We start from the raw sequence: 18,859 nt of genomic DNA, 5'->3' as shown, positions 1-18,859 counted from the left end.
CCGTACGCCGAAGGCCCGGGCCCCTCACGGGGTCCGGGCCTTCGTCGTCCGGCAGCGTCCGTCACGCCGCGACCGGAACCTCCACCCCGGCCGGGGCCAGGGCGAGTTCGAGGACCTGCCGGACGTCCGTCACCGGGTGGACGTCCAGCTTCTCCAGCACCTCGGCGGGGACGTCGTCCAGGTCCGCCTCGTTGCGCTTGGGGATGATGACGGTCGTGACGCCCGCCCGGTGCGCGGCGAGCAGCTTCTGCTTCACGCCGCCGATGGGCAGCACCCGGCCGGTCAGCGAGACCTCACCGGTCATCGCCACGTCCGTACGGACCAGACGCCCGCTGAGCAGCGAGGCGAGGGCCGTCGTCATCGTGACGCCCGCGCTCGGGCCGTCCTTGGGGACCGCGCCCGCCGGGAAGTGGATGTGCACGCCGCGCTCCTTCAGGTCCGCGACGGGCAGCTCCAGTTCGGCGCCGTGCGAGCGGAGGAAGGAGAGCGCGATCTGCGCGGACTCCTTCATCACGTCGCCGAGCTGACCGGTGAGGGTCAGGCCCGCCGCGCCCGTCTCCGGGTCGGCCAGCGACGCCTCCACGAAGAGCACGTCACCGCCCGCGCCGGTCACCGCGAGCCCGGTCGCGACGCCCGGCACCGCCGTGCGCCGCTCGGCCGGGTCCTGCGCCGACTCGGGCACGTGGTGCGGGCGCCCGATGAGCGCGCGCAGGTCGTCCTCGCCGACGGTGAACGGCAGCTCGCGGTCGCCGAGTTCGTGCTGGGCCGCGACCTTGCGCAGGACGCGGGTGACGGCCCGCTCCAGGTTGCGCACGCCGGCCTCGCGCGTGTACTCGCCGGCCAGCCTGCGCAGCGCGCCCTCGCCGATCGCGACCTCGCCGTCGGCGAGGCTGGCCCGCTCCAGCTGGCGCGGGAGCAGGTGGTCGCGGGCGATGACGACCTTCTCGTCCTCGGTGTAGCCGTCGAGCCGGACCAGCTCCATGCGGTCGAGCAGCGCCTCGGGGATGGCCTCCAGGACGTTCGCCGTGGCGAGGAACACCACGTCGCTCAGGTCGAGTTCGACCTCCAGGTAGTGGTCGCGGAAGGTGTGGTTCTGCGCCGGGTCGAGGACTTCGAGGAGGGCCGCGGCCGGGTCGCCGCGGAAGTCGGAGCCGACCTTGTCGATCTCGTCGAGGAGCACGACCGGGTTCATCGACCCGGCCTCCTTGATCGCGCGGACGATGCGGCCGGGCAGCGCGCCGACGTACGTACGACGGTGGCCGCGGATCTCCGCCTCGTCGCGGACGCCGCCGAGCGCGACGCGGACGAACTTGCGGCCCATGGCGTGCGCGACGGACTCGCCGAGCGAGGTCTTGCCGACGCCGGGCGGGCCGACGAGGGCGAGCACCGCGCCGCCGCGCCGTCCGCCGACGACGCCGAGGCCGCGGTCGGTGCGCCGCTTGCGCACGGCCAGGTACTCGGTGATGCGCTCCTTGACGTCGTCCAGGCCGAAGTGCTCGGCGTCGAGGACCTCGCGGGCGCCCTTGATGTCGTAGGCGTCCTCCGTCCGCTCGTTCCAAGGCAGTTCGAGGACGGTGTCGAGCCAGGTGCGGATCCACGATCCCTCGGGCGACTGGTCGCTGGAGCGCTCCAGCTTGTCGACCTCCTTGAGGGCGGCCTCGCGGACCTTCTCGGGAAGGTCGGCGGCCTCGACCCGGGCGCGGTAGTCGTCGGACTCCTCACCCTCCTGCTCGCCGTTGAGGTCGCGCAGCTCCTTGCGTACGGCTTCCAGCTGGCGGCGCAGCAGGAACTCGCGCTGCTGCTTGTCGACGCCCTCCTGGACGTCCTTGGCGATGGTCTCGGCGACGTCCTGCTCGGCCAGGTGCTCGCGCAGCTGGGCGGTCGCGAGCCGCAGGCGCTCCACCGGGTCGGAGGTCTCCAGGAGTTCGACCTTCTGCGCGGTGGTCAGGAAGGGCGAGTACCCGGAGTTGTCCGCGAGGGCGGAGACGCCGTCGATCTGCTGGACGCGGTCCACGACCTGCCAGGCGCCGCGCTTCTTCAGCCAGTTGGTGGCGAGGGCCTTGTACTCCGTGACCAGCTCGGCGACGGCGCCGGGCAGCGGGTCGGGGACGGTCTCCTCGACGGTCAGGCCCTCCACCCACAGGGCGGCGCCGGGGCCGGTCGTGCCCGCGCCGATGCGCACCCGGTCGCGGCCCCGGATGAGGGCGCCCGGGTCGCCGTCGGCCAGGCGTCCCACCTGCTCCACGGTGCCGAGCACGCCGATGTTCGCGTACGCGCCGTCGATCCGCGGCACGAGCAGCACCCGGGGCTTGCCGGGCTCGCCGCGCGCGGCGGCCTGCGCGGCCTCGACCGCGGCGCGTACGTCGGTGTCGTTCAGGTCCAGCGGCACCACCATGCCGGGCAGAACCACCTCGTCGTCGAGGGGCAGCACGGGCAGGGTGAGCGGTGCGGACGTCGAAGCCATGATCTCCCCTTTGGCAGTCAAGTTGAGCTATGTCGACTCAATGCACGGGAGGCCTCGGATGTTCCCGGCCGGGCGTTCGCTCTGAGCGATCACCTCTGCCCGGGAACCGCGCGCGGTGCGTAAGGTTCACTTACCGTCTTCAACTATTACACCGGGGGTGCGCATGACCGGCGAGCGCCATGTACGCGACTGGGTCGACGGCTGGGCCGTCTCCCGGGGAGCCGCTCCCCCTCTGGTCGAACCATGGGGGTACACGATTTATGTCGGCCTGGCGGAACAGGTCGGGCGGCACGTGTTCGACGCCACGAACGACGGCCTGCGCGAGGACGACGTCCGCAAGGTCGCCGGGGCGACCACCGGCCGCGGCACCCATCTGAAGATCTTCGCCGACCGCGAGCGGGTGCTGCCCTGGCTCGGGGCGGACTGGGAGCCGTACGGCGCGGACGACTTCCTGATGACGACCGGGCTGGGCCCGGCGCCCGCGCCCGGGGCCCCGGCCGGGTACCGGCTGCGCACCTGGGCCCGCGGGGGCGTCACCCGGGTGCTGGTGACCGACGCCGACGGGGCGTTCGCCGCGCGCGGGCAGGTGGCGCCGGTCGGCGCCAGCGCCACCGTCGATCAGATCGAGACGGCGCCGGACCATCGCCGGAAGGGGCTCGGCAGCGTCGTGATGCGCACGTTGCACGCGGCCGCGTATGAGCAGGGGGCGGTGCGTGGGGTTCTCGCGTGCACTCCCGCCGGGCGGTTGCTGTACGAGTCGCTGGGGTGGGAGGTCGTGGCGCCGCTCACCAATGCGAAGTTCGTGGGCTGAATTCCGGGTGCGGGCCTGTCGTGGCTGAGGTCTCGGGGCTCCGCCCCGGACCCCGCTCCTCAATCGCCGGAGGGGCTTGTTGTGGCGGAGGTGCTCGCTCTGCCGTACGCGCTTGTCGTGGCGGAGGGGCTCATTCGGCGCCAGCGGCGGACCAACGGCCAGGTTCCGATTCCTATGGCCAGGGCCAGCAGGTGGCCCCAGCTGGTCATCGGGTCCGTGAAGGCGATCAGGTCCTGGATCAGCGTCGCCGCGAACACGGCCAGCATCAGCCAGCGCAGCCAGGGCGTGAGCAGTCCGGCGAGGGCGCCGATGCTCGCGGCGACGCCGAAGCTGATGCCGTAGTCGAGGCGGTGCAGCGAGCTGTCCGGCAGATGGCCCGCCGCCACCGACAGGCCCACCGGCACCTCGGTGGCCAGCGTCGCCAGGACATGGCCGAGCAGGAAGACGGCCGCCGTGCGCAGGCCCCCTATCCGGCGCTCCAGCGCGGTCAGCACGACCACGAAGGCGATCACGAAGGGGGATGTGAGGCCGCCCGCGATCCACAGCGCGCTCGCCACCAGGACGAGTGCCGGGGACTGGGCCAGATGGGTGACATCGGTGCTGGACGCACGCAGCGCGGCGGACACCGCGTCCGGCGGCGCGAACTCCATGTAGAGCGAGGTGACGGCGAGCACGGCCGCGTACCCGAAGGTGAACGGGGTGCCGGTGGGGGTGGGCAGCAGCAGCCACGGCCGCAGGCGGCGGGGGCCGGTGCGGCGCACCGTCTCCAGCGCCGGAGGCCCGGCCTGCGCGGGGATGCCGTCGAGCGGGCGGCCGTCGGCGACCGCCGTCTCACCGGCACCGGTGATCACGCCTGCTGGTTCCACGAGGGCACCCCTTTCGCGCGCATCCGCCCCAGACTTCGCCCCTGCCGGCCGCCCTGTCTATGACGGACGCCACGTGAGACGCGATGCACAGCAACCTCACAGGCCCCGGCCGCGTCCGCAACCGAACCCCCGACGTGCCAAACCCTTGTCCGCCAAGATGGTCCGCATGAGCGTCGCGCACCCGGAAGAGGCCCCTGCCGTCCTGGACCGCCGCGAGGGTCCCCACGGCGAGGTGGTGCTGCGCCGGCACGGTGATCTGCTCCAGATCATCGCCAACGGCACCTTCCTCATGGACACCTCCGACGGCCGCTCCGAGCGGCTGCTCGTGGACGCCGCCCTCGGCGAACTGGGCCCGGACCGCGAGCGCCCGAGCGTGCTGATCGGCGGTCTCGGCGTCGGCTTCTCGCTGGCGCACGCCGCCGCGGACCCGCGCTGGGGCCGGATCACCGTCGTCGAGCGCGAGCCGGCCGTCATCGACTGGCACCGGCGCGGCCCGCTGGCGGAGCTGTCCGCCGAAGCGCTGGCCGACCCCCGCACCGAGATCGTCGAGGCCGACCTCGTCGAGCACCTGCACACCGGCCCCGCCGCCTACGACGCGCTCTGCCTCGACATCGACAACGGGCCGGACTGGACCGTCACCGAGGACAACGACGGCCTCTACTCCCCGGCCGGTCTCGCCGCCTGCGCCGCCCGCCTGAACCCGGGCGGTGTGCTCGCCGTCTGGTCGGCACAGCCGTCCGCAAATTTCGAAGGAACCTTGCGGAATGCCGGATTCCGACGGGTCCGCACCGAAGAGATCCCGGTTGTCCGAGGCGTACCCGACGTGGTGCACCTCGCAGTACGGGGCGCGTAGCCGACCGGCGGTAACTCCCCGTACGCTGAGGCCCGAAACCCGATCATTCAAGCGTCAAGCGCGCCACGAAGGCGTGCATTCAGGGGCGGGGCGATGGAGCAGACACACACCTCCCACAACGGCAGCACGGCGACGGCGGGGGCTCAACGACGAGTCCTCGTCGTCGAGGACGACCCCACGATCGTGGACGCCATCGCCGCCCGGCTGCGCGCCGAGGGATTCCTGGTGCAAACCGCACAGGACGGCCCGGCCGCCGTGGACACGGCCGAGGCCTGGCAGCCCGACCTGCTGATCCTCGACATCATGCTGCCGGGCTTCGACGGCCTGGAAGTGTGCCGCAGGGTGCAGGCCCAGCGGCCGGTGCCGGTGCTGATGCTGACCGCGCGCGACGACGAGACCGACATGCTGGTCGGGCTCGGCGTGGGCGCCGACGACTACATGACCAAGCCGTTCTCGATGCGGGAGCTGGCGGCCCGGGTGCACGTCCTGCTGCGCCGGGTGGAGCGCGCGGCCGTCGCCGCCTCGACGCCGCGCAGCGGCATCCTGCGGCTCGGCGAGCTGGAGATCGACCACGCGCAGCGCCGGGTGCGGGTCAGGAACGAGGACGTGCACCTCACGCCCACCGAGTTCGACCTCCTGGTGTGCCTGGCGAACACCCCGCGCGCCGTGCTCTCGCGCGAGCAGCTGCTCGCCGAGGTGTGGGACTGGGCGGACGCCTCGGGCACCCGGACCGTCGACAGCCACATCAAGGCCCTGCGGCGGAAGATCGGCGCCGAGCGCATCCGCACCGTGCACGGCGTGGGCTACGCGCTGGAGACACCGAACCCATGAGCGTCGGGGACCGGGCACAGCACAGCCGGGCGGACCGGCCGAAGGCGCTGAAGCCGCCGTTGAACCCGTACTGGGTGACCGGCGGGCTGCGCCCCTTCTCCATCAAGGCGAAGCTCGGCACCCTCGTCGTCATCTCGGTCTTCATCACCACGGGCCTGCTCATGGTCGCGATGTACACGGCGACGGAGCTGCGCTTCATCACGGTGTTCTCGATCATCGCCACGCTGCTGATCACGCAGTTCGTCGCGCACTCGCTGACCGCGCCGCTGGACGAGATGAACACCGTGGCCCGCTCGATCTCCAACGGCGACTACACGCGGCGCGTGCGCGGCGCCGACCGCCGCGACGAGCTGGGCGACCTGGCCGTCACCATCAACCGCATGGCCGACGAGCTGGCCGCCCAGGACCACCAGCGCAAGGAGCTCGTGGCGAACGTCTCGCACGAGCTGCGCACCCCCATCGCGGGCCTGCGCGCGGTGCTGGAGAACGTGGTGGACGGTGTCATGTCCGCCGACCCCGAGACGATGCGCACGGCTCTGAAACAGACGGAGCGGCTGGGCCGGCTCGTGGAGACGCTGCTCGACCTGTCCCGGCTGGACAACGGTGTCGTCCCGCTCAAGGCGCGGCGCTTCGAGGTCTGGCCGTACCTGTCGGGCGTGCTCAAGGAGGCCAACATGGCCGTCTCGCAGCGCGCCGGCATCGCCTCCGGCTCCGGCACCCACACGCGGACGGACGTCCATCTGCACCTCGACGTGTCGCCGCCGGAGCTGACCGCGCACGCCGATCCGGAGCGCATCCACCAGGTAGTGGCGAATCTCATCGACAACGCCGTCAAGCACTCCCCGCCGCGCGGCCGGGTCACGGTCCGGGCCCGGCGCGGGCTGTACCCGGAGTCGCTGGAGATCGAGGTGCAGGACGAGGGTCCCGGCATCCCGCAGTCCGAGTGGCACCGGGTCTTCGAGCGCTTCAACCGCGGTACGAAGGACCAGGGGTCCAGCGGCAAGGGCGACGGCGGCACGGGCCTGGGCCTGGCCATCGCGCGCTGGGCCGTGGACCTGCACGGCGGCCGGATCGGTGTGGCCGAATCCGAGCGGGGCTGCCGGATCAAGGTCACTCTTCCGGGAGAGCCCCGACCGCAAAGTTGACGTAGGGTTTCGGTCAGGCGGTGGTCAAGCCACGCCCTGGCGTACCCGGATGTGCCGGGTAGGCGATCCGCGCATGCGGAACCCCGGTTGTTTCCCGCCATTTCCCGGCCCGAAACACGACTTCCAGTGTGACTTACGCGACGGATCACCGGCCCGGTCTGCACGTCCCGCCCGGGGAGGCGTAGCCTTTATTCCCGCTGTCCATCACCTTGTGAGAAGCGGAAGAGGGCGGTTCACGCCGTGTCGCCACAGTCCCCCAGTAACTCGACCACCGAGACCGACCAAGCCGGGCAGGGCAGAAACCCTGCGGCCGCCTTCGGTCCCAATGAGTGGCTCGTCGACGAGATCTATCAGCAGTACCTCCAGGACCCGAATTCGGTTGACCGAGCCTGGTGGGACTTCTTCGCCGACTACAAGCCCGGTGCCGCAGCCGCGGGGGCTGCGCCGACTGAGCCTGCAGCGCAGCCGGCCCAGAAGCCTCCGGCCCCGGCCGCCGCTCCGGCGCCCGCCGCCCAGGCCCCCGCCGCGCCCGCCGCCCAGGCGCCCGCCGCGAAGCCCGCAGCCGCAGCTCCCGCACAGACTGCCGCCGCGACTTCCGCCCCCGCCAAGGCCGCCCCCGCAACACCCGCACCTGCACCCGCACCCGCACCGAAGAAGGCTGAACAAGTGACGACCGAGGCCCCTGCCGGCCCCGAGCTCGTGACGCTGCGCGGTCCCGCCGCCGCCGTCGCGAAGAACATGAACGCTTCCATCGAGGTCCCCACGGCCACGTCCGTGCGCGCCGTCCCGGTGAAGCTGCTGTTCGACAACCGCATCGTCATCAACAACCACCTCAAGCGCGCCCGCGGCGGGAAGATCTCCTTCACGCACCTCATCGGGTACGCGATGGTTCAGGCCATCAAGGCCATGCCGTCGATGAACTACTCCTTCGCCCAGAAGGACGGCAAGCCGACCCTGGTCAAGCCGGAGCACATCAACTTCGGCCTCGCGATCGACCTCGTGAAGCCCAACGGCGACCGCCAGCTGGTCGTCGCGGGCATCAAGAAGGCCGAGACGCTGAACTTCTTCGAGTTCTGGCAGGCCTACGAGGACATCGTCCGCCGCGCCCGTGACGGCAAGCTCGGCATGGACGACTTCACCGGTGTCACGGTCTCCCTGACCAACCCCGGCGGCCTCGGCACCGTCCACTCGGTCCCGCGCCTGATGCCCGGACAGTCGGTCATCATGGGCGTCGGCTCGATGGACTACCCGGCGGAGTTCCAGGGCACCTCCCAGGACACGCTGAACAAGCTCGGCATCTCGAAGGTCATGACGCTCACGTCGACCTACGACCACCGGGTCATCCAGGGCGCCGCCTCCGGCGAGTTCCTGCGCATCGTCGCGAACCTGCTGCTCGGTGAGAACGAGTTCTACGACGACATCTTCAAGGCCCTGCGCATCCCCTACGAGCCGGTCCGCTGGCTCAAGGACATCGACGCGAGCCACGACGACGACGTCACGAAGGCCGCCCGCGTCTTCGAGCTGATCCACTCCTACCGGGTCCGCGGCCACGTCATGGCCGACACCGACCCGCTGGAGTACCGCCAGCGCAAGCACCCCGACCTCGACATCAACGAGCACGGGCTGACGCTGTGGGACCTGGAGCGCGAGTTCGCCGTCGGCGGCTTCGCCGGCAAGTCGATGATGAAGCTCCGCGACATCCTCGGCGTGCTCCGTGACTCGTACGTCCGCACGGTCGGCATCGAGTTCATGCACATCCAGGACCCGAAGCAGCGCAAGTGGATCCAGGACCGCGTCGAGCGCCCGCACTCCAAGCCGGAGCGCGAGGAGCAGCTGCGGATCCTGCGCCGCCTGAACTCGGCCGAGGCGTTCGAGACGTTCCTGCAGACGAAGTTCGTCGGCCAGAAGCGCTTCTCGCTGGAGGGTGGCGAGTCCGTCGTCCCGCTGCTGGACGCGGTCATCGACTCCGCCGCCGAGGCCCGCCTCGACGAGGTCGTCATCGGCATGGCCCACCGCGGCCGCCTGAACGTGCTGGCGAACATCGTCGGCAAGTCGTACGCGCAGATCTTCCGCGAGTTCGAGGGCAACCTCGACCCGAAGTCGATGCACGGCTCCGGCGACGTGAAGTACCACCTGGGCGCCGAGGGCACCTTCACCGGCCTGGACGGCGAGCAGATCAAGGTCTCGCTCGCGGCCAACCCGTCCCACCTGGAGACGGTCGACCCGGTCATCGAGGGCATCGTCCGCGCCAAGCAGGACATCATCAACAAGGGCGGCACGGACTTCACGGTCCTGCCGGTCGCCCTGCACGGTGACGCGGCCTTCGCGGGTCAGGGCGTCGTGGCCGAGACGCTGAACATGTCGCAGCTGCGCGGTTACCGCACGGGCGGCACGGTCCACATCGTCATCAACAACCAGGTCGGCTTCACCGCCGCCCCGGAGTCCTCGCGCTCCTCGATGTACGCCACCGACGTGGCCCGCATGATCGAGGCGCCGATCTTCCACGTGAACGGCGACGACCCCGAGGCCGTCGTCCGCGTCGCGCGGCTCGCGTTCGAGTTCCGTCAGGCGTTCAACAAGGACGTCGTGATCGACCTCATCTGCTACCGCCGCCGCGGTCACAACGAGTCGGACAACCCGGCGTTCACCCAGCCGCTGATGTACGACCTGATCGACAAGAAGCGCTCGGTGCGCAAGCTCTACACCGAGTCCCTCATCGGTCGCGGCGACATCACCCTCGAAGAGGCCGAGCAGGCGCTCCAGGACTTCCAGGGGCAGCTGGAGAAGGTCTTCACCGAGGTCCGCGAGGCCGTCGCCGGCGCGAGCGAGGAGACCTCCCCGCAGCCGCAGGCCGAGTTCCCGGTGCCGGTGCAGACCGCGATCTCCCAGGAGGTCGTCAAGCGCATCGCCGAGTCCCAGGTCAACATCCCGGACAACATCACGGTCCACCCGCGTCTGCTGCCGCAGCTGCAGCGCCGCGCGTCGATGATCGAGGACGGGACGATCGACTGGGGCATGGGCGAGACCCTGGCCCTCGGTTCCCTCCTCCTGGAGGGCACCCCGGTCCGGCTGTCCGGCCAGGACTCGCGCCGCGGCACCTTCGGCCAGCGCCACGCGGTGCTGATCGACCGGGAGACCGGCGAGGACTACACCCCGCTGCTCTACCTGTCGCCCGAGCAGGCCCGCTACAACGTCTACGACTCGCTGCTCTCCGAATACGCGGTCATGGGCTTCGAGTACGGCTACTCGCTGGCGCGTCCCGAGTCCCTGGTGATGTGGGAAGCCCAGTTCGGTGACTTCGTCAACGGCGCGCAGACGGTCGTCGACGAGTACATCTCGGCCGCCGAGCAGAAGTGGGGCCAGACGTCCGGCGTCACCCTGCTCCTCCCGCACGGCTACGAGGGCCAGGGCCCGGACCACTCCTCGGCCCGCGTCGAGCGCTTCCTCCAGCTCTGCGCGCAGAACAACATGACGGTCGCGATGCCCACGCTCCCGTCGAACTACTTCCACCTCCTGCGGTGGCAGGTGCACAACCCGCACCACAAGCCGCTGGTGGTCTTCACCCCGAAGTCGATGCTGCGCCTCAAGGCCGCCGCGTCGAAGGTGGAGGAGTTCACGACGGGCGGCTTCCGTCCGGTCATCGGCGACGAGACGGTGGACGCGAACGCGGTCCGCAAGGTCGTCTTCGTCGCGGGCAAGCTGTACTACGACCTGGAGGCCGAGCGGAAGAAGAGCGGGAACACCGACACCGCGATCATCCGCGTCGAGCGCCTGTACCCGCTGCCGGGTGCCGAACTCCAGGCGGAGATCAGCAAGTTCCCGAACGCCGAGAAGTACATCTGGGCGCAGGAGGAGCCGGCGAACCAGGGTGCGTGGCCGTTCATCGCGCTCAACCTGATCGACCACCTGGACCTGGCGGTCGGCGCCGACATCCCGCACGGCGAGCGCCTGCGCCGCATCTCGCGGCCGCACTCCTCGTCGCCGGCGGTCGGCTCGGCCAAGCGCCACCAGGCCGAGCAGGAGCAGCTGGTGCGTGAGGTGTTCGAGGCGTAAGGCCCCGGATCCCGCGCACGGAAGGGCCCGGCACCCTCGGGGGTGCCGGGCCCTCAGCGTGTTCCGGCCGGTTCGCCTCAGATGGGCTGGGGCTCGAAATCCCAGTAGGGCAGACGTTGTTCGAGGATGTAGCGGGACTGCTGGTGGTCGGGGCCGAGCAGTTGGACGAGCCGGTCGGCGGCCTGGCGGTAGAGCTCGTTTGCCTCCGCTTCCTCGCCCACTTCCCGCAACGTCCCGGACAGGCCCACGCGCAAGCTGATGGTCAGCACGTGGCTCTCGCCGAGGGTCACGGCCGCCGATGCGAGCGCCGCACGGCCGGTCCGCCCGGCCGCCTCGTACTGCCCCGTAGCGGCCAACGCCGTCATGGCATTCTTCGCGCAGCCCACAGCCCACGGGTGTGTGGCGCCCACGGCACGCGTCATCTCCCGCGCCGTCTCCTCGGACATGCGGCACGCGGCCCCGAGATCGCCGCGCTGACGCAGCACCGTCGCCACGTTGTCCCGGCACCCGATGGCATAGGGGTGGCTCTCGCCGTACAGGTCCGCGTAACGCTCCGCGGTAGCCTCGGCAAGCTCCAACGCCTCCTGCGTCTGGCCGATCTCGCGCAGCAGCATCGCGTAGTCGCAGGAGACGAGGAGCGACTCGGGGTGGAGTTCGCCGCGCCGGCCGACGATTTTCTTGTGGACCGCACGCATCAACGTTCGGGCGAACATCAGATCGCCCTCACGCCGGGCGCACAGCGCGTAATTGTGCTCGGCCTCCAGGGTCTGGCTGTGCGTCCGGTCCAAGACCTGGCGGTGCAGCCGTGAGTTGTGGCCCTGGATGACGAGGGCGTCCCGGTACTGGCCGAGGAGGCGCAGCATCCAGGCGGTACGCAGAGCGGAGTTGAGCGTCAGAGCGCTCTTGTCCCCCAGCAGCCGCACCCGTGTCTCGTAGATCTTCCGGTGCATCGCGTACGCCTGCGTGTAATGGCCCTGGAGGCCTATCGCGACGGCGAGGTTGCTGCGGATGGACAGAGTGCGCGGCACGCCCTCGCCACCGAGTTCGGCGGTCGCCCGGGCCGCGGCGTCCTCGAACAGAGCGCGCGCCTCGTCGAAGCGGGCGAGCGCCATCAGGGTGCCGCCGAGCCCGTCCTTCGCGCGGATCAGCTCGATGGGGCGGACGCCCTCGGTGGCCCCGGCAAGGCGATCGTGGACTTCGCGCCCGACGGTCTCGGCTTCCGGATAGCGCCCCAACGAGCGCAGATTGTTCGCGAGTTGATGCACGGCCACGAGAAGGGAGCGGTCCGTGGGCCCGTATTTCTCCCGCCAGGCTTCGACGGCCTGCTGCGAAAGCCACCATCCGTCGGTGTGCTCACCACGCATCCGCAGGTACTCGATGCAGTTGAGGACGAGTCCGCGCACGTCCTCGTCGCGCGACTGGAGCGCGCGGGAGGGTTCGAGATGCGGGATGAGGTCGGCGTAGCGGCTCCAGTTGCCCGGTGACGCCGTGTCACGCGGGTCTGCCGAGACGAGCACGCGGCGGGCCACCTCGGCGTTGTGGGCGGCGTCGGTGGGAGCCTGCACGGACCGCACGTAGCGGTGGAAGAGGCGGTGCATGCGCAGGGTGCGCACCACCTGAATGCCGCGTGGCCCCTCCTCGTACTCGACCCGCATGGATGTGATCTCGGAGAGCTTGCGCAGTGCCGAGTTCCAACTGCTGGGCTCGCTCACCAGGTCGGCGAGGGCGGGCGGCAGCTCGCCGGGGCGGGTGGTCTGCAGCAGCCGTACAGGGACGACCTCGGGGGAGAAACAGGCCAGGAGGTTGAGCAGCTGCCAGGCGGGCGGGGAGTCCTGGCGCAGCGTGTTGAGGAGCTTGGCCCACACCACTTGGTAGTGCTGCTTGTAGTCGGAGGACTCGACGGCGGCTATGCGGTCCTCGCCCTGCTCGATGTCGCGTATGTAGTCGTGGACGTCGGCCATGGGGTTGAGGTCGAGCCAGGCGGTGGTCTGATCGAGCAACAGCGGGAGGTCCTGGACGGCGGCGGCGAGCCGGTCCGCGTCGTGCTCGGTGAGCCGCGTGGTGCGGCGCGCGGCGAATGCCACCGACTCGGTGCGATCGAACGGCGGGACGGCGATGGCCTCCGCGTGCTTGGCCCACTCGGTGTCCAGCGAGGTGATGAGCATGTGGCCGCGGTGGGCCCCGTCCGGCTCGGGGAGGAGGTCGCTCAGCTTGCCGGGGGCGTCCGCCGCGTCGAGGACGAGCAGCCAGGGCCGGTGGGTCGAGCCGAGCGCGCGACGCACGGCCCGCACGTCCGCGCCGAGTTCGCCGTGGGTGCCCAGCCCCAGCTCGGGCGCCAGGGCCGCGAACTTCTCGCGCGCGGTGAGCCGGTTGGTGGCACCCATCCACCAGATGATGTCGTAGTCGCCGCTGAACCGGTCGGCGTACTCCTGGGCGAGCTGGGTCTTGCCGATGCCGCCGGGTCCGTGCAACACGACGGATGTGATGCCCTCCCCGGCCGCACGGAAGGTGTCGTAGATCCGCTCGAGGAGTTCGGCCCGCCCCAGGAAGCGGCGGTTGGCACGCGGCGCGTTGGCCACCGTCGGCTTGTAGTCGGGAAAACGCGGGCCGCGGTCGAGCGCGACGAGCCGCTCGGGAGCCCCGATGTCGGCGCACTCCAGGACATGTCTCCTGGCCACCTCGGGCGGCAGGCCGCGCAGCGCGACCGGGGCGAGCGGAATCACCGCGTCCGGCAGCGGCTGCTCGGTGACCGAGACCGCGGCGACACGGCCCTGGTAGCGCGGGAGCGCGGCGCGCAGCGCAGCGGCCCAGGCCTCGAAGCGTTTGCTGCCGAGCCGCTCGTACCAGTCGTCGATGACGAGCAGCAGCCGGCCGGGAGCGCTGAGCAGGTCGGTGAGCGCCTCGGGCTCCGGCGGGCGACGCAGCGGGTCCCAGCGCACCAGGGCGGTGGCCCGTCCGGCCGCTCTGACCTGATGCTCGATCCATCTCGCCCACGACTCGCTCTGCCCGGCGAACACGACCGTGACATGGGCGGACTCGCCCTGCATGCGCCTGCCCCTTTCCACCTGACCTGTCACGTGCGTGCACAGGTAACTCAAGTGTGCGTCAAAAACCGTTCAAACAAAGGAAGTTGGTCCGTATTTCCATGCAGGTACGGACACCTGCTGCGCGAGCGCGTGCGCCACATGACGGATGAGCCGCTCCAAATCGGCGCAATACACGCTGGGATGCCGGAAACCGGAGCCGGGAGCGTAGCGGTGCACATAGTTGCCGCCGCCGCAGACCGCGCCGACGGGGCAGCCGCGGCACACCGCGTCCAGGGCCCGGGCGCCGATCTGCCGAGCCGCGACGCCGGGGTGGCGCAGCGCGTCGTCGAAGGTGTGGCGGAAGACGTCGCGACCGGTCGCGGGGGCGCCCGCGTAGGCGGACCTGAGCGAGTCGACCTGCTCGATGGCCCCGTCGGTCTCCACGACGACCGCGGCCATCGGCGAGAGTCCGACGGCCTCGGCGGTACTCGGGACGCCGAGCAGGAGCGCCAGGATCTCGTGGAACAGCCGGACCCGTACGCGTTCGTCGCCTTCGGTGCCCCACCATGCGTCGAAGACGGTCGTGAGCCAGTCGCCGTACGGGGCTGGGGCGGGACGGTGCCGGGCGGGCCGGCTTACCCCGAGGCCAGGGGGCGGAGTGCCCCAGTTTCCGTGCGGCAGGAGGAAGTCGATGCCGGGTGGGCCGAGGGACACGAGTGAGCGGTAGACACCGAGCGGATCGGCCGCGAGGTCGACGGTGCACAGGATTCCGGCGTAGGTCCCCGGTCGCCGGGCGAGGCGACGTGCGGCGGCGTGCGCAGCGGGCCAGGCGGGGCGGCCCGCATGGTCGGTGCGGCGGGCGTTGTGCGCGGCGCGGCCCCCGTCGAGGCTGAGGCCGACGCGCACCTTCGAGGCCGCGAGCCGGTCGAGCACGGAAGCGGTGAGGAGCGTGCCGTTGGTCTGGACGGTGGCGTGCACCTCGCAGGAGTCGGGGACGGCGGCCCGGACGGCGTCGACGTAGGCGAGGACGAGCCCCGGGCCGCCGAGCAGCGGCTCTCCACCGTGCAGTTCGATCCGTATGCGGCGCAGCCCGTGGGTGGTGACGTGCTCGGCGATCCGGCGGGCGGTCGTGCGCCGCAGGTCTGCGTCGGCACTGGCCGGCCGGTCGCGCCAGCTGTCGTCCTGGGCGTGGTAGACGTAGCAGTACGAGCAGTCCAGGTTGCACCGGCCGTGCACCTTCAGGACGAACTGGCGGAACGGGACCGGGGTGTGGGCCGTCGTGTCGAGCACAGCGTGCGGCCAGCGGGGATGACCTGCCGCCTGCCGGGCGGGCATGGTCACGGCGCGTCCTCGTAGCGGGCCACGACCGGCTCGGGGTCGAGGGCGCGCAGCCGCAGTTCGTCGAGCACGGCACTGAGGACCGGGTGATCGCTTCGCGCGGGGAGACCGAACGCGGGGAGCGGGGCTTCGTCCGGTACGGGCAGCGGGGTGGCCGTCACTCGGAGGCCGCCTCGAGATCGGCGATGCGGGCCTCCAGGCCCGCGCGTTCCTCGGGGTCCTCGGTGAGAGCGAGGGCTACGCGGTAGGAGGCCGCGGCTTCGGCGGGGCGGTCGAGGGCGATCAGGATGCGGGCCTGGGCCCGATGCACGGTGCCGCCCATGCTCGGATCGAGGCCTGCCGCGTGCTCCAGGGCCGTCTCATTGTGGCGCAGCGCCAGGTACAGCAGGTCACGCTTCTCGGTCCGCCCAGCGAGCAGATAGGTGCCGAAGGCGCGCAGGGACCACACCAGCGCCAGCGCGGCGTCGTCGTCGGTCTCGCGCGAGGCTTCTGCGAGTATCCAGTCGGCCTCGTGCAGGTCGGTGACCACGCCCTGGGCCTGGAACCGCATGATGCAGGCGCGGGCCAGAACCGTCTGGCGGATCGGCAGCATGGGATGGCCGCCCGGCGTCGCGGCGACCGCGTCCTTCAGGAGACGCACGGCGGTGAGGTGGTCGTCGTTCGAAGAATCGGGCGGGCTTCCTCGGTCGAGCAGCGCCCGACCGTAGTTGGTGAGGGTGTCCGCCCGTCTGTCGTCGTCCTGCCCGAGCAAGTCGCTCGCCTGCTCCCACGCCGTCACTGCCCGGTCGGCAGCCGCCGGCTCACCCGTCTCCTCGAACCGGGCGTCCCAGAACCGCCCGACACGGACGAGACACTCGAAGCGCTGAGCGCTGGAGTCTCCGGCCGCGGCGAGCGCCTGGTCCAGCGCCTCACCGACGGAGTCGGACTCCTCCCCCTGGATCTCCAGCGCGGTGGCGAGCCCGAGCCAGACCTCGACGTCCTGTTCGGCGGAGGCCGCCAGGAGGTTCTCCAAGTTCCGCCGCGCCAGATCCGCGTGCCGCCGAGCACGCTCGTGATCCTCGCGGTCCCGCTCGGCGTCCTGCAGCCGCCGACCGTCGTAGAACTCGGCCAGCAGGCCGTGCCCCGCGGCCCGTTCCTTGTACGCCGCGGGGCCCTCGGGCAGCGCCTCCAAGGCCGTGAGCCCGAGCTCCAGTTGACCGGTGAACCAGTCCCGGGGGCGGGCGGCCTCGAATCGGCCCTCAGGGCGCGACAAGTCGTGACGCAGCGCCAGGATCCGGCGGGATCCGGCGATGAGAATCGGCAGGTGGTCACCGAACCCGTGGTCCGCTCCCAGCGCCGCTGTCAGCTCGTCGGCGGCCTGGTACACGAATTCCGTCTCGGCCCAGTCCTCGGCCGGACGGTCGTCCGTGGCCTGTGCCCGCGCCCACTCCGGGATCGGTCTCGGCAGACGGGAGACCGGCAGCTGTCCCCCAGCCACGGCCATGGCCAGTTGCATCAGCACGTGCCCCAGGTCCGCCCGCCCCCGCGCCGACAGCCGGGCCACCCCGCGCAGTACCTGCAGCGCCTCCAGCAGAACTTCCGGCGGCGCTCCGGCCAACGCCCGCCGCCGCAGCGCCCTCCCCAACGCCTCCGCGGCCAGGGCCTGCTCGTCCCGCGCCTCCGCGGCCCGTCCCGCCTCCCGATACAGCTCGACGGCGCGCTCCAGCTCCCGTACGTTCCCCTCGAGCTCGTACGTCTCCTCGGCTGCCCGCCCGCGCTCGACCAATTCGCCGTACCCCACGGGGGCCTCTCCACCGGGCCCGGACCCGACCGGCAGCGGCAATCTCGGCGCCAGGTCCCGCAGCACCTCCAGAGAGACCTCCGCGAAGGCCCGCAGCCCGAGCGGCTCGTCGCGGCCCTCGGCCAGGGGTTCCAAGGGCGCGTCGGATCCCGGTGCCGGGACCTTGCCGCGCAGATAGGCGGCCGCGAGAGCCGGAAAATTGCGTGCGGTGCGGCCGAAGTTGCGGGCCACGTAGTCCGAGCAGTGCTTGAGCAGTAACTCGGCTTCCTGCGGGTCGACGTGCCGGCGCAGCTCGGAGGCGACCTCCGGCAGGAACTCGTAGCGGACCTGTTCCGGGTCGACGGCGTCGTCGCGCCGGCGCAGCAATCCGCTGAGCAGAACTTCCGCCAGGACGTCAGGTCCGCTCCCGGCGAGCATGGCGTGTTGCACGAGCCGCATCACCGGCAGGTACAGCGGTACGACGGAGAGGCTGACGGCGAGCTGGCGGGCGGGCGGCGTGGCCCGGCGCAGGAATGTGCGGACCCGGTCGGCCGCCGAGACCTCTTGACGTGCGCGGACCGGACTCGCGGAGACGGGGTGCGCGGCACCGACCCATCCGGCCGCGGTTCGCAGCGCCCGCCCGGTCGCCCCCGCCATCAGCCGGGCCCAGCCCTCGACGGAGGAGCGGCGCAGCGCGAGCACCGGAACCGGCAGCGCGCCCGGCACGGGACTGCCGCGGTCGGGGGTGAACTCCAGGCGGCCCGCGGGACCTTCGCGGCGGTGAAGCACACCGCGCCGGGCGGGCATGTGCGTCCGCTGCCACATCCCCTGCGGAAGCGGCTGGACGACGGCCACCGGCGCGGAGCGGGCCCAGTGGTGCAGCAACTGCTGCATGCGGCCGCTGCGCCACATGGGACCCGCGCAGTCGCTGAGCAGCAGTGTGAGCTGACGGCCTGTGGGGTCGGTGAGCTGGGCGGGGTCACGGAGCCTGCCGACGTGGCCGACAGCCGGAGCAGTGCCGGGGCGGCCGTTCTCGTTCTCATACAGGTACTGGACCTGGACCTCGCGAAAGGCGCCCGCGCGCTCGCACACGTAACGCAGTTCGTCGAGGGCCGCGCGCCAGACGACGGTGGATGTCGACAGGTCCATGAGCAGCAGTAGGCGGGCCTCCCTGCGCCGCCGCGGGGAGAAGACGGGGATCACCAGCCCGCCCGACCGGGCGGCGAGTTCGGCCGTTTCTTGCTCGTCGAGAATGCGGGCGGGGGGTCGGACCGGCGCCCGGTAGTGCTGTAAGGGACGCAGCCCGCGCTGGAGACCCACGGGGTCGGGCAGCACAGGCGGTGACGGCGCTCTGACCGGAACGGCGCGCAGCCAGGACGGCTGCGCCGCCTCGCCCGACGGGACGAACAGCCCCCCTCCCACGTCGAGTTCGTCGGTGGACGCGAGAGTCTGCTGCCCCGTGGGCTCGGGCAAAGGGCCGGTCGCCGCGCCGGGTGGCGGCTCCGGAGCGGACGGCGAAGAGGGTGACGCGGTTGGCTCTACGGTGCTGTCCCCGGCCTCGCGGTCCAGATATCCAGCGAGCCATAACGCGTCGGCCAACTCCTCTACTCCGGGGTCGAGTTCCGCTTCCCGCAGCCGCTCCGCGAGCGCGGTGAGCAGCGTGCCCGCACGGTGCTGCTCGCCGGGGTCGTGGGACGTGCGGGCGGCGGACAC

11 protein-coding genes are annotated in these 18,859 nt (G+C 71.4%); 5 read left to right on the top strand and 6 right to left on the bottom strand.

The window, feature by feature from the left end; all coding sequences use genetic code 11:
• Window positions 1–61: 61 nt before the first annotated feature.
• Window positions 62–2,464 (bottom strand): endopeptidase La, encoded by a 2,403-nt coding sequence (gene lon, locus ABII15_RS25960; protein WP_353944689.1) that lies wholly within the window; start codon window positions 2,462–2,464, stop codon window positions 62–64.
• Between the two features lie 163 nt (window positions 2,465–2,627).
• On the opposite strand from lon, the gene ABII15_RS25955 reads away from it, so the two are divergent.
• Window positions 2,628–3,275, top strand: coding sequence for a GNAT family N-acetyltransferase (locus tag ABII15_RS25955; RefSeq protein WP_353944688.1), 648 nt, complete (start codon window positions 2,628–2,630; stop codon window positions 3,273–3,275).
• Between the two features lie 59 nt (window positions 3,276–3,334).
• On the opposite strand, the gene ABII15_RS25950 is transcribed toward ABII15_RS25955, so the two are convergent.
• Complete coding sequence (locus tag ABII15_RS25950) at window positions 3,335–4,141, bottom strand: rhomboid-like protein (protein ID WP_353944687.1); 807 nt, start codon at window positions 4,139–4,141, stop codon at window positions 3,335–3,337.
• 166 nt (window positions 4,142–4,307) lie between these two features.
• On the opposite strand from ABII15_RS25950, the gene ABII15_RS25945 reads away from it, so the two are divergent.
• From ABII15_RS25945 to ABII15_RS25930, 4 genes are all read left to right on the top strand, one after another.
• Complete coding sequence (locus tag ABII15_RS25945) at window positions 4,308–4,994, top strand: spermidine synthase (protein ID WP_353944686.1); 687 nt, start codon at window positions 4,308–4,310, stop codon at window positions 4,992–4,994.
• Window positions 4,995–5,087: 93 nt separating this feature from the next.
• Entirely contained in the window at window positions 5,088–5,825 is a 738-nt protein-coding gene (locus tag ABII15_RS25940) for a response regulator transcription factor (protein ID WP_353944685.1), read from the top strand.
• The gene (locus ABII15_RS25935) at window positions 5,822–6,970 is read left to right on the top strand and encodes a HAMP domain-containing sensor histidine kinase (protein ID WP_353944684.1); all 1,149 of its coding nucleotides are present in this window, start codon (window positions 5,822–5,824) and stop codon (window positions 6,968–6,970) included. The genes ABII15_RS25940 and ABII15_RS25935 overlap by 4 nt, the downstream gene beginning before the upstream one ends.
• Before the next feature lie 240 nt (window positions 6,971–7,210).
• Window positions 7,211–11,023 carry a multifunctional oxoglutarate decarboxylase/oxoglutarate dehydrogenase thiamine pyrophosphate-binding subunit/dihydrolipoyllysine-residue succinyltransferase subunit gene (locus ABII15_RS25930; RefSeq protein ID WP_353944683.1) on the top strand — a complete coding sequence of 1,271 codons (3,813 nt, stop codon included), beginning with the start codon at window positions 7,211–7,213 and terminating at the stop codon, window positions 11,021–11,023.
• A gap of 77 nt (window positions 11,024–11,100) precedes the next feature.
• Here ABII15_RS25930 and fxsT read toward each other — a convergent pair whose 3' ends face one another.
• From fxsT to ABII15_RS25910, 4 genes are all read right to left on the bottom strand, one after another.
• Window positions 11,101–14,070, bottom strand: a complete 2,970-nt coding sequence (gene fxsT / locus ABII15_RS25925) for an FxSxx-COOH system tetratricopeptide repeat protein (protein ID WP_353944682.1) — start codon at window positions 14,068–14,070, stop codon at window positions 11,101–11,103.
• A 69-nt stretch (window positions 14,071–14,139) separates the two neighbouring features.
• Window positions 14,140–15,384 carry an FxsB family cyclophane-forming radical SAM/SPASM peptide maturase gene (locus tag ABII15_RS25920; RefSeq protein WP_353947202.1) on the bottom strand — a complete coding sequence of 415 codons (1,245 nt, stop codon included), beginning with the start codon at window positions 15,382–15,384 and terminating at the stop codon, window positions 14,140–14,142.
• A gap of 2 nt (window positions 15,385–15,386) precedes the next feature.
• The gene (locus ABII15_RS25915) at window positions 15,387–15,548 is read right to left on the bottom strand and encodes a hypothetical protein (RefSeq protein WP_353944681.1); all 162 of its coding nucleotides are present in this window, start codon (window positions 15,546–15,548) and stop codon (window positions 15,387–15,389) included.
• Complete coding sequence (locus ABII15_RS25910; RefSeq protein ID WP_353944680.1) at window positions 15,545–18,859, bottom strand: SAV_2336 N-terminal domain-related protein; 3,315 nt, start codon at window positions 18,857–18,859, stop codon at window positions 15,545–15,547. The genes ABII15_RS25915 and ABII15_RS25910 overlap by 4 nt, the downstream gene beginning before the upstream one ends.

The organism is Streptomyces sp. HUAS MG91 (assembly GCF_040529335.1).
Classification (GTDB): Bacteria; Actinomycetota; Actinomycetes; order Streptomycetales; family Streptomycetaceae; genus Streptomyces; species Streptomyces tabacisoli.
This window is presented reverse-complemented; position numbering and strand designations above follow the sequence as displayed.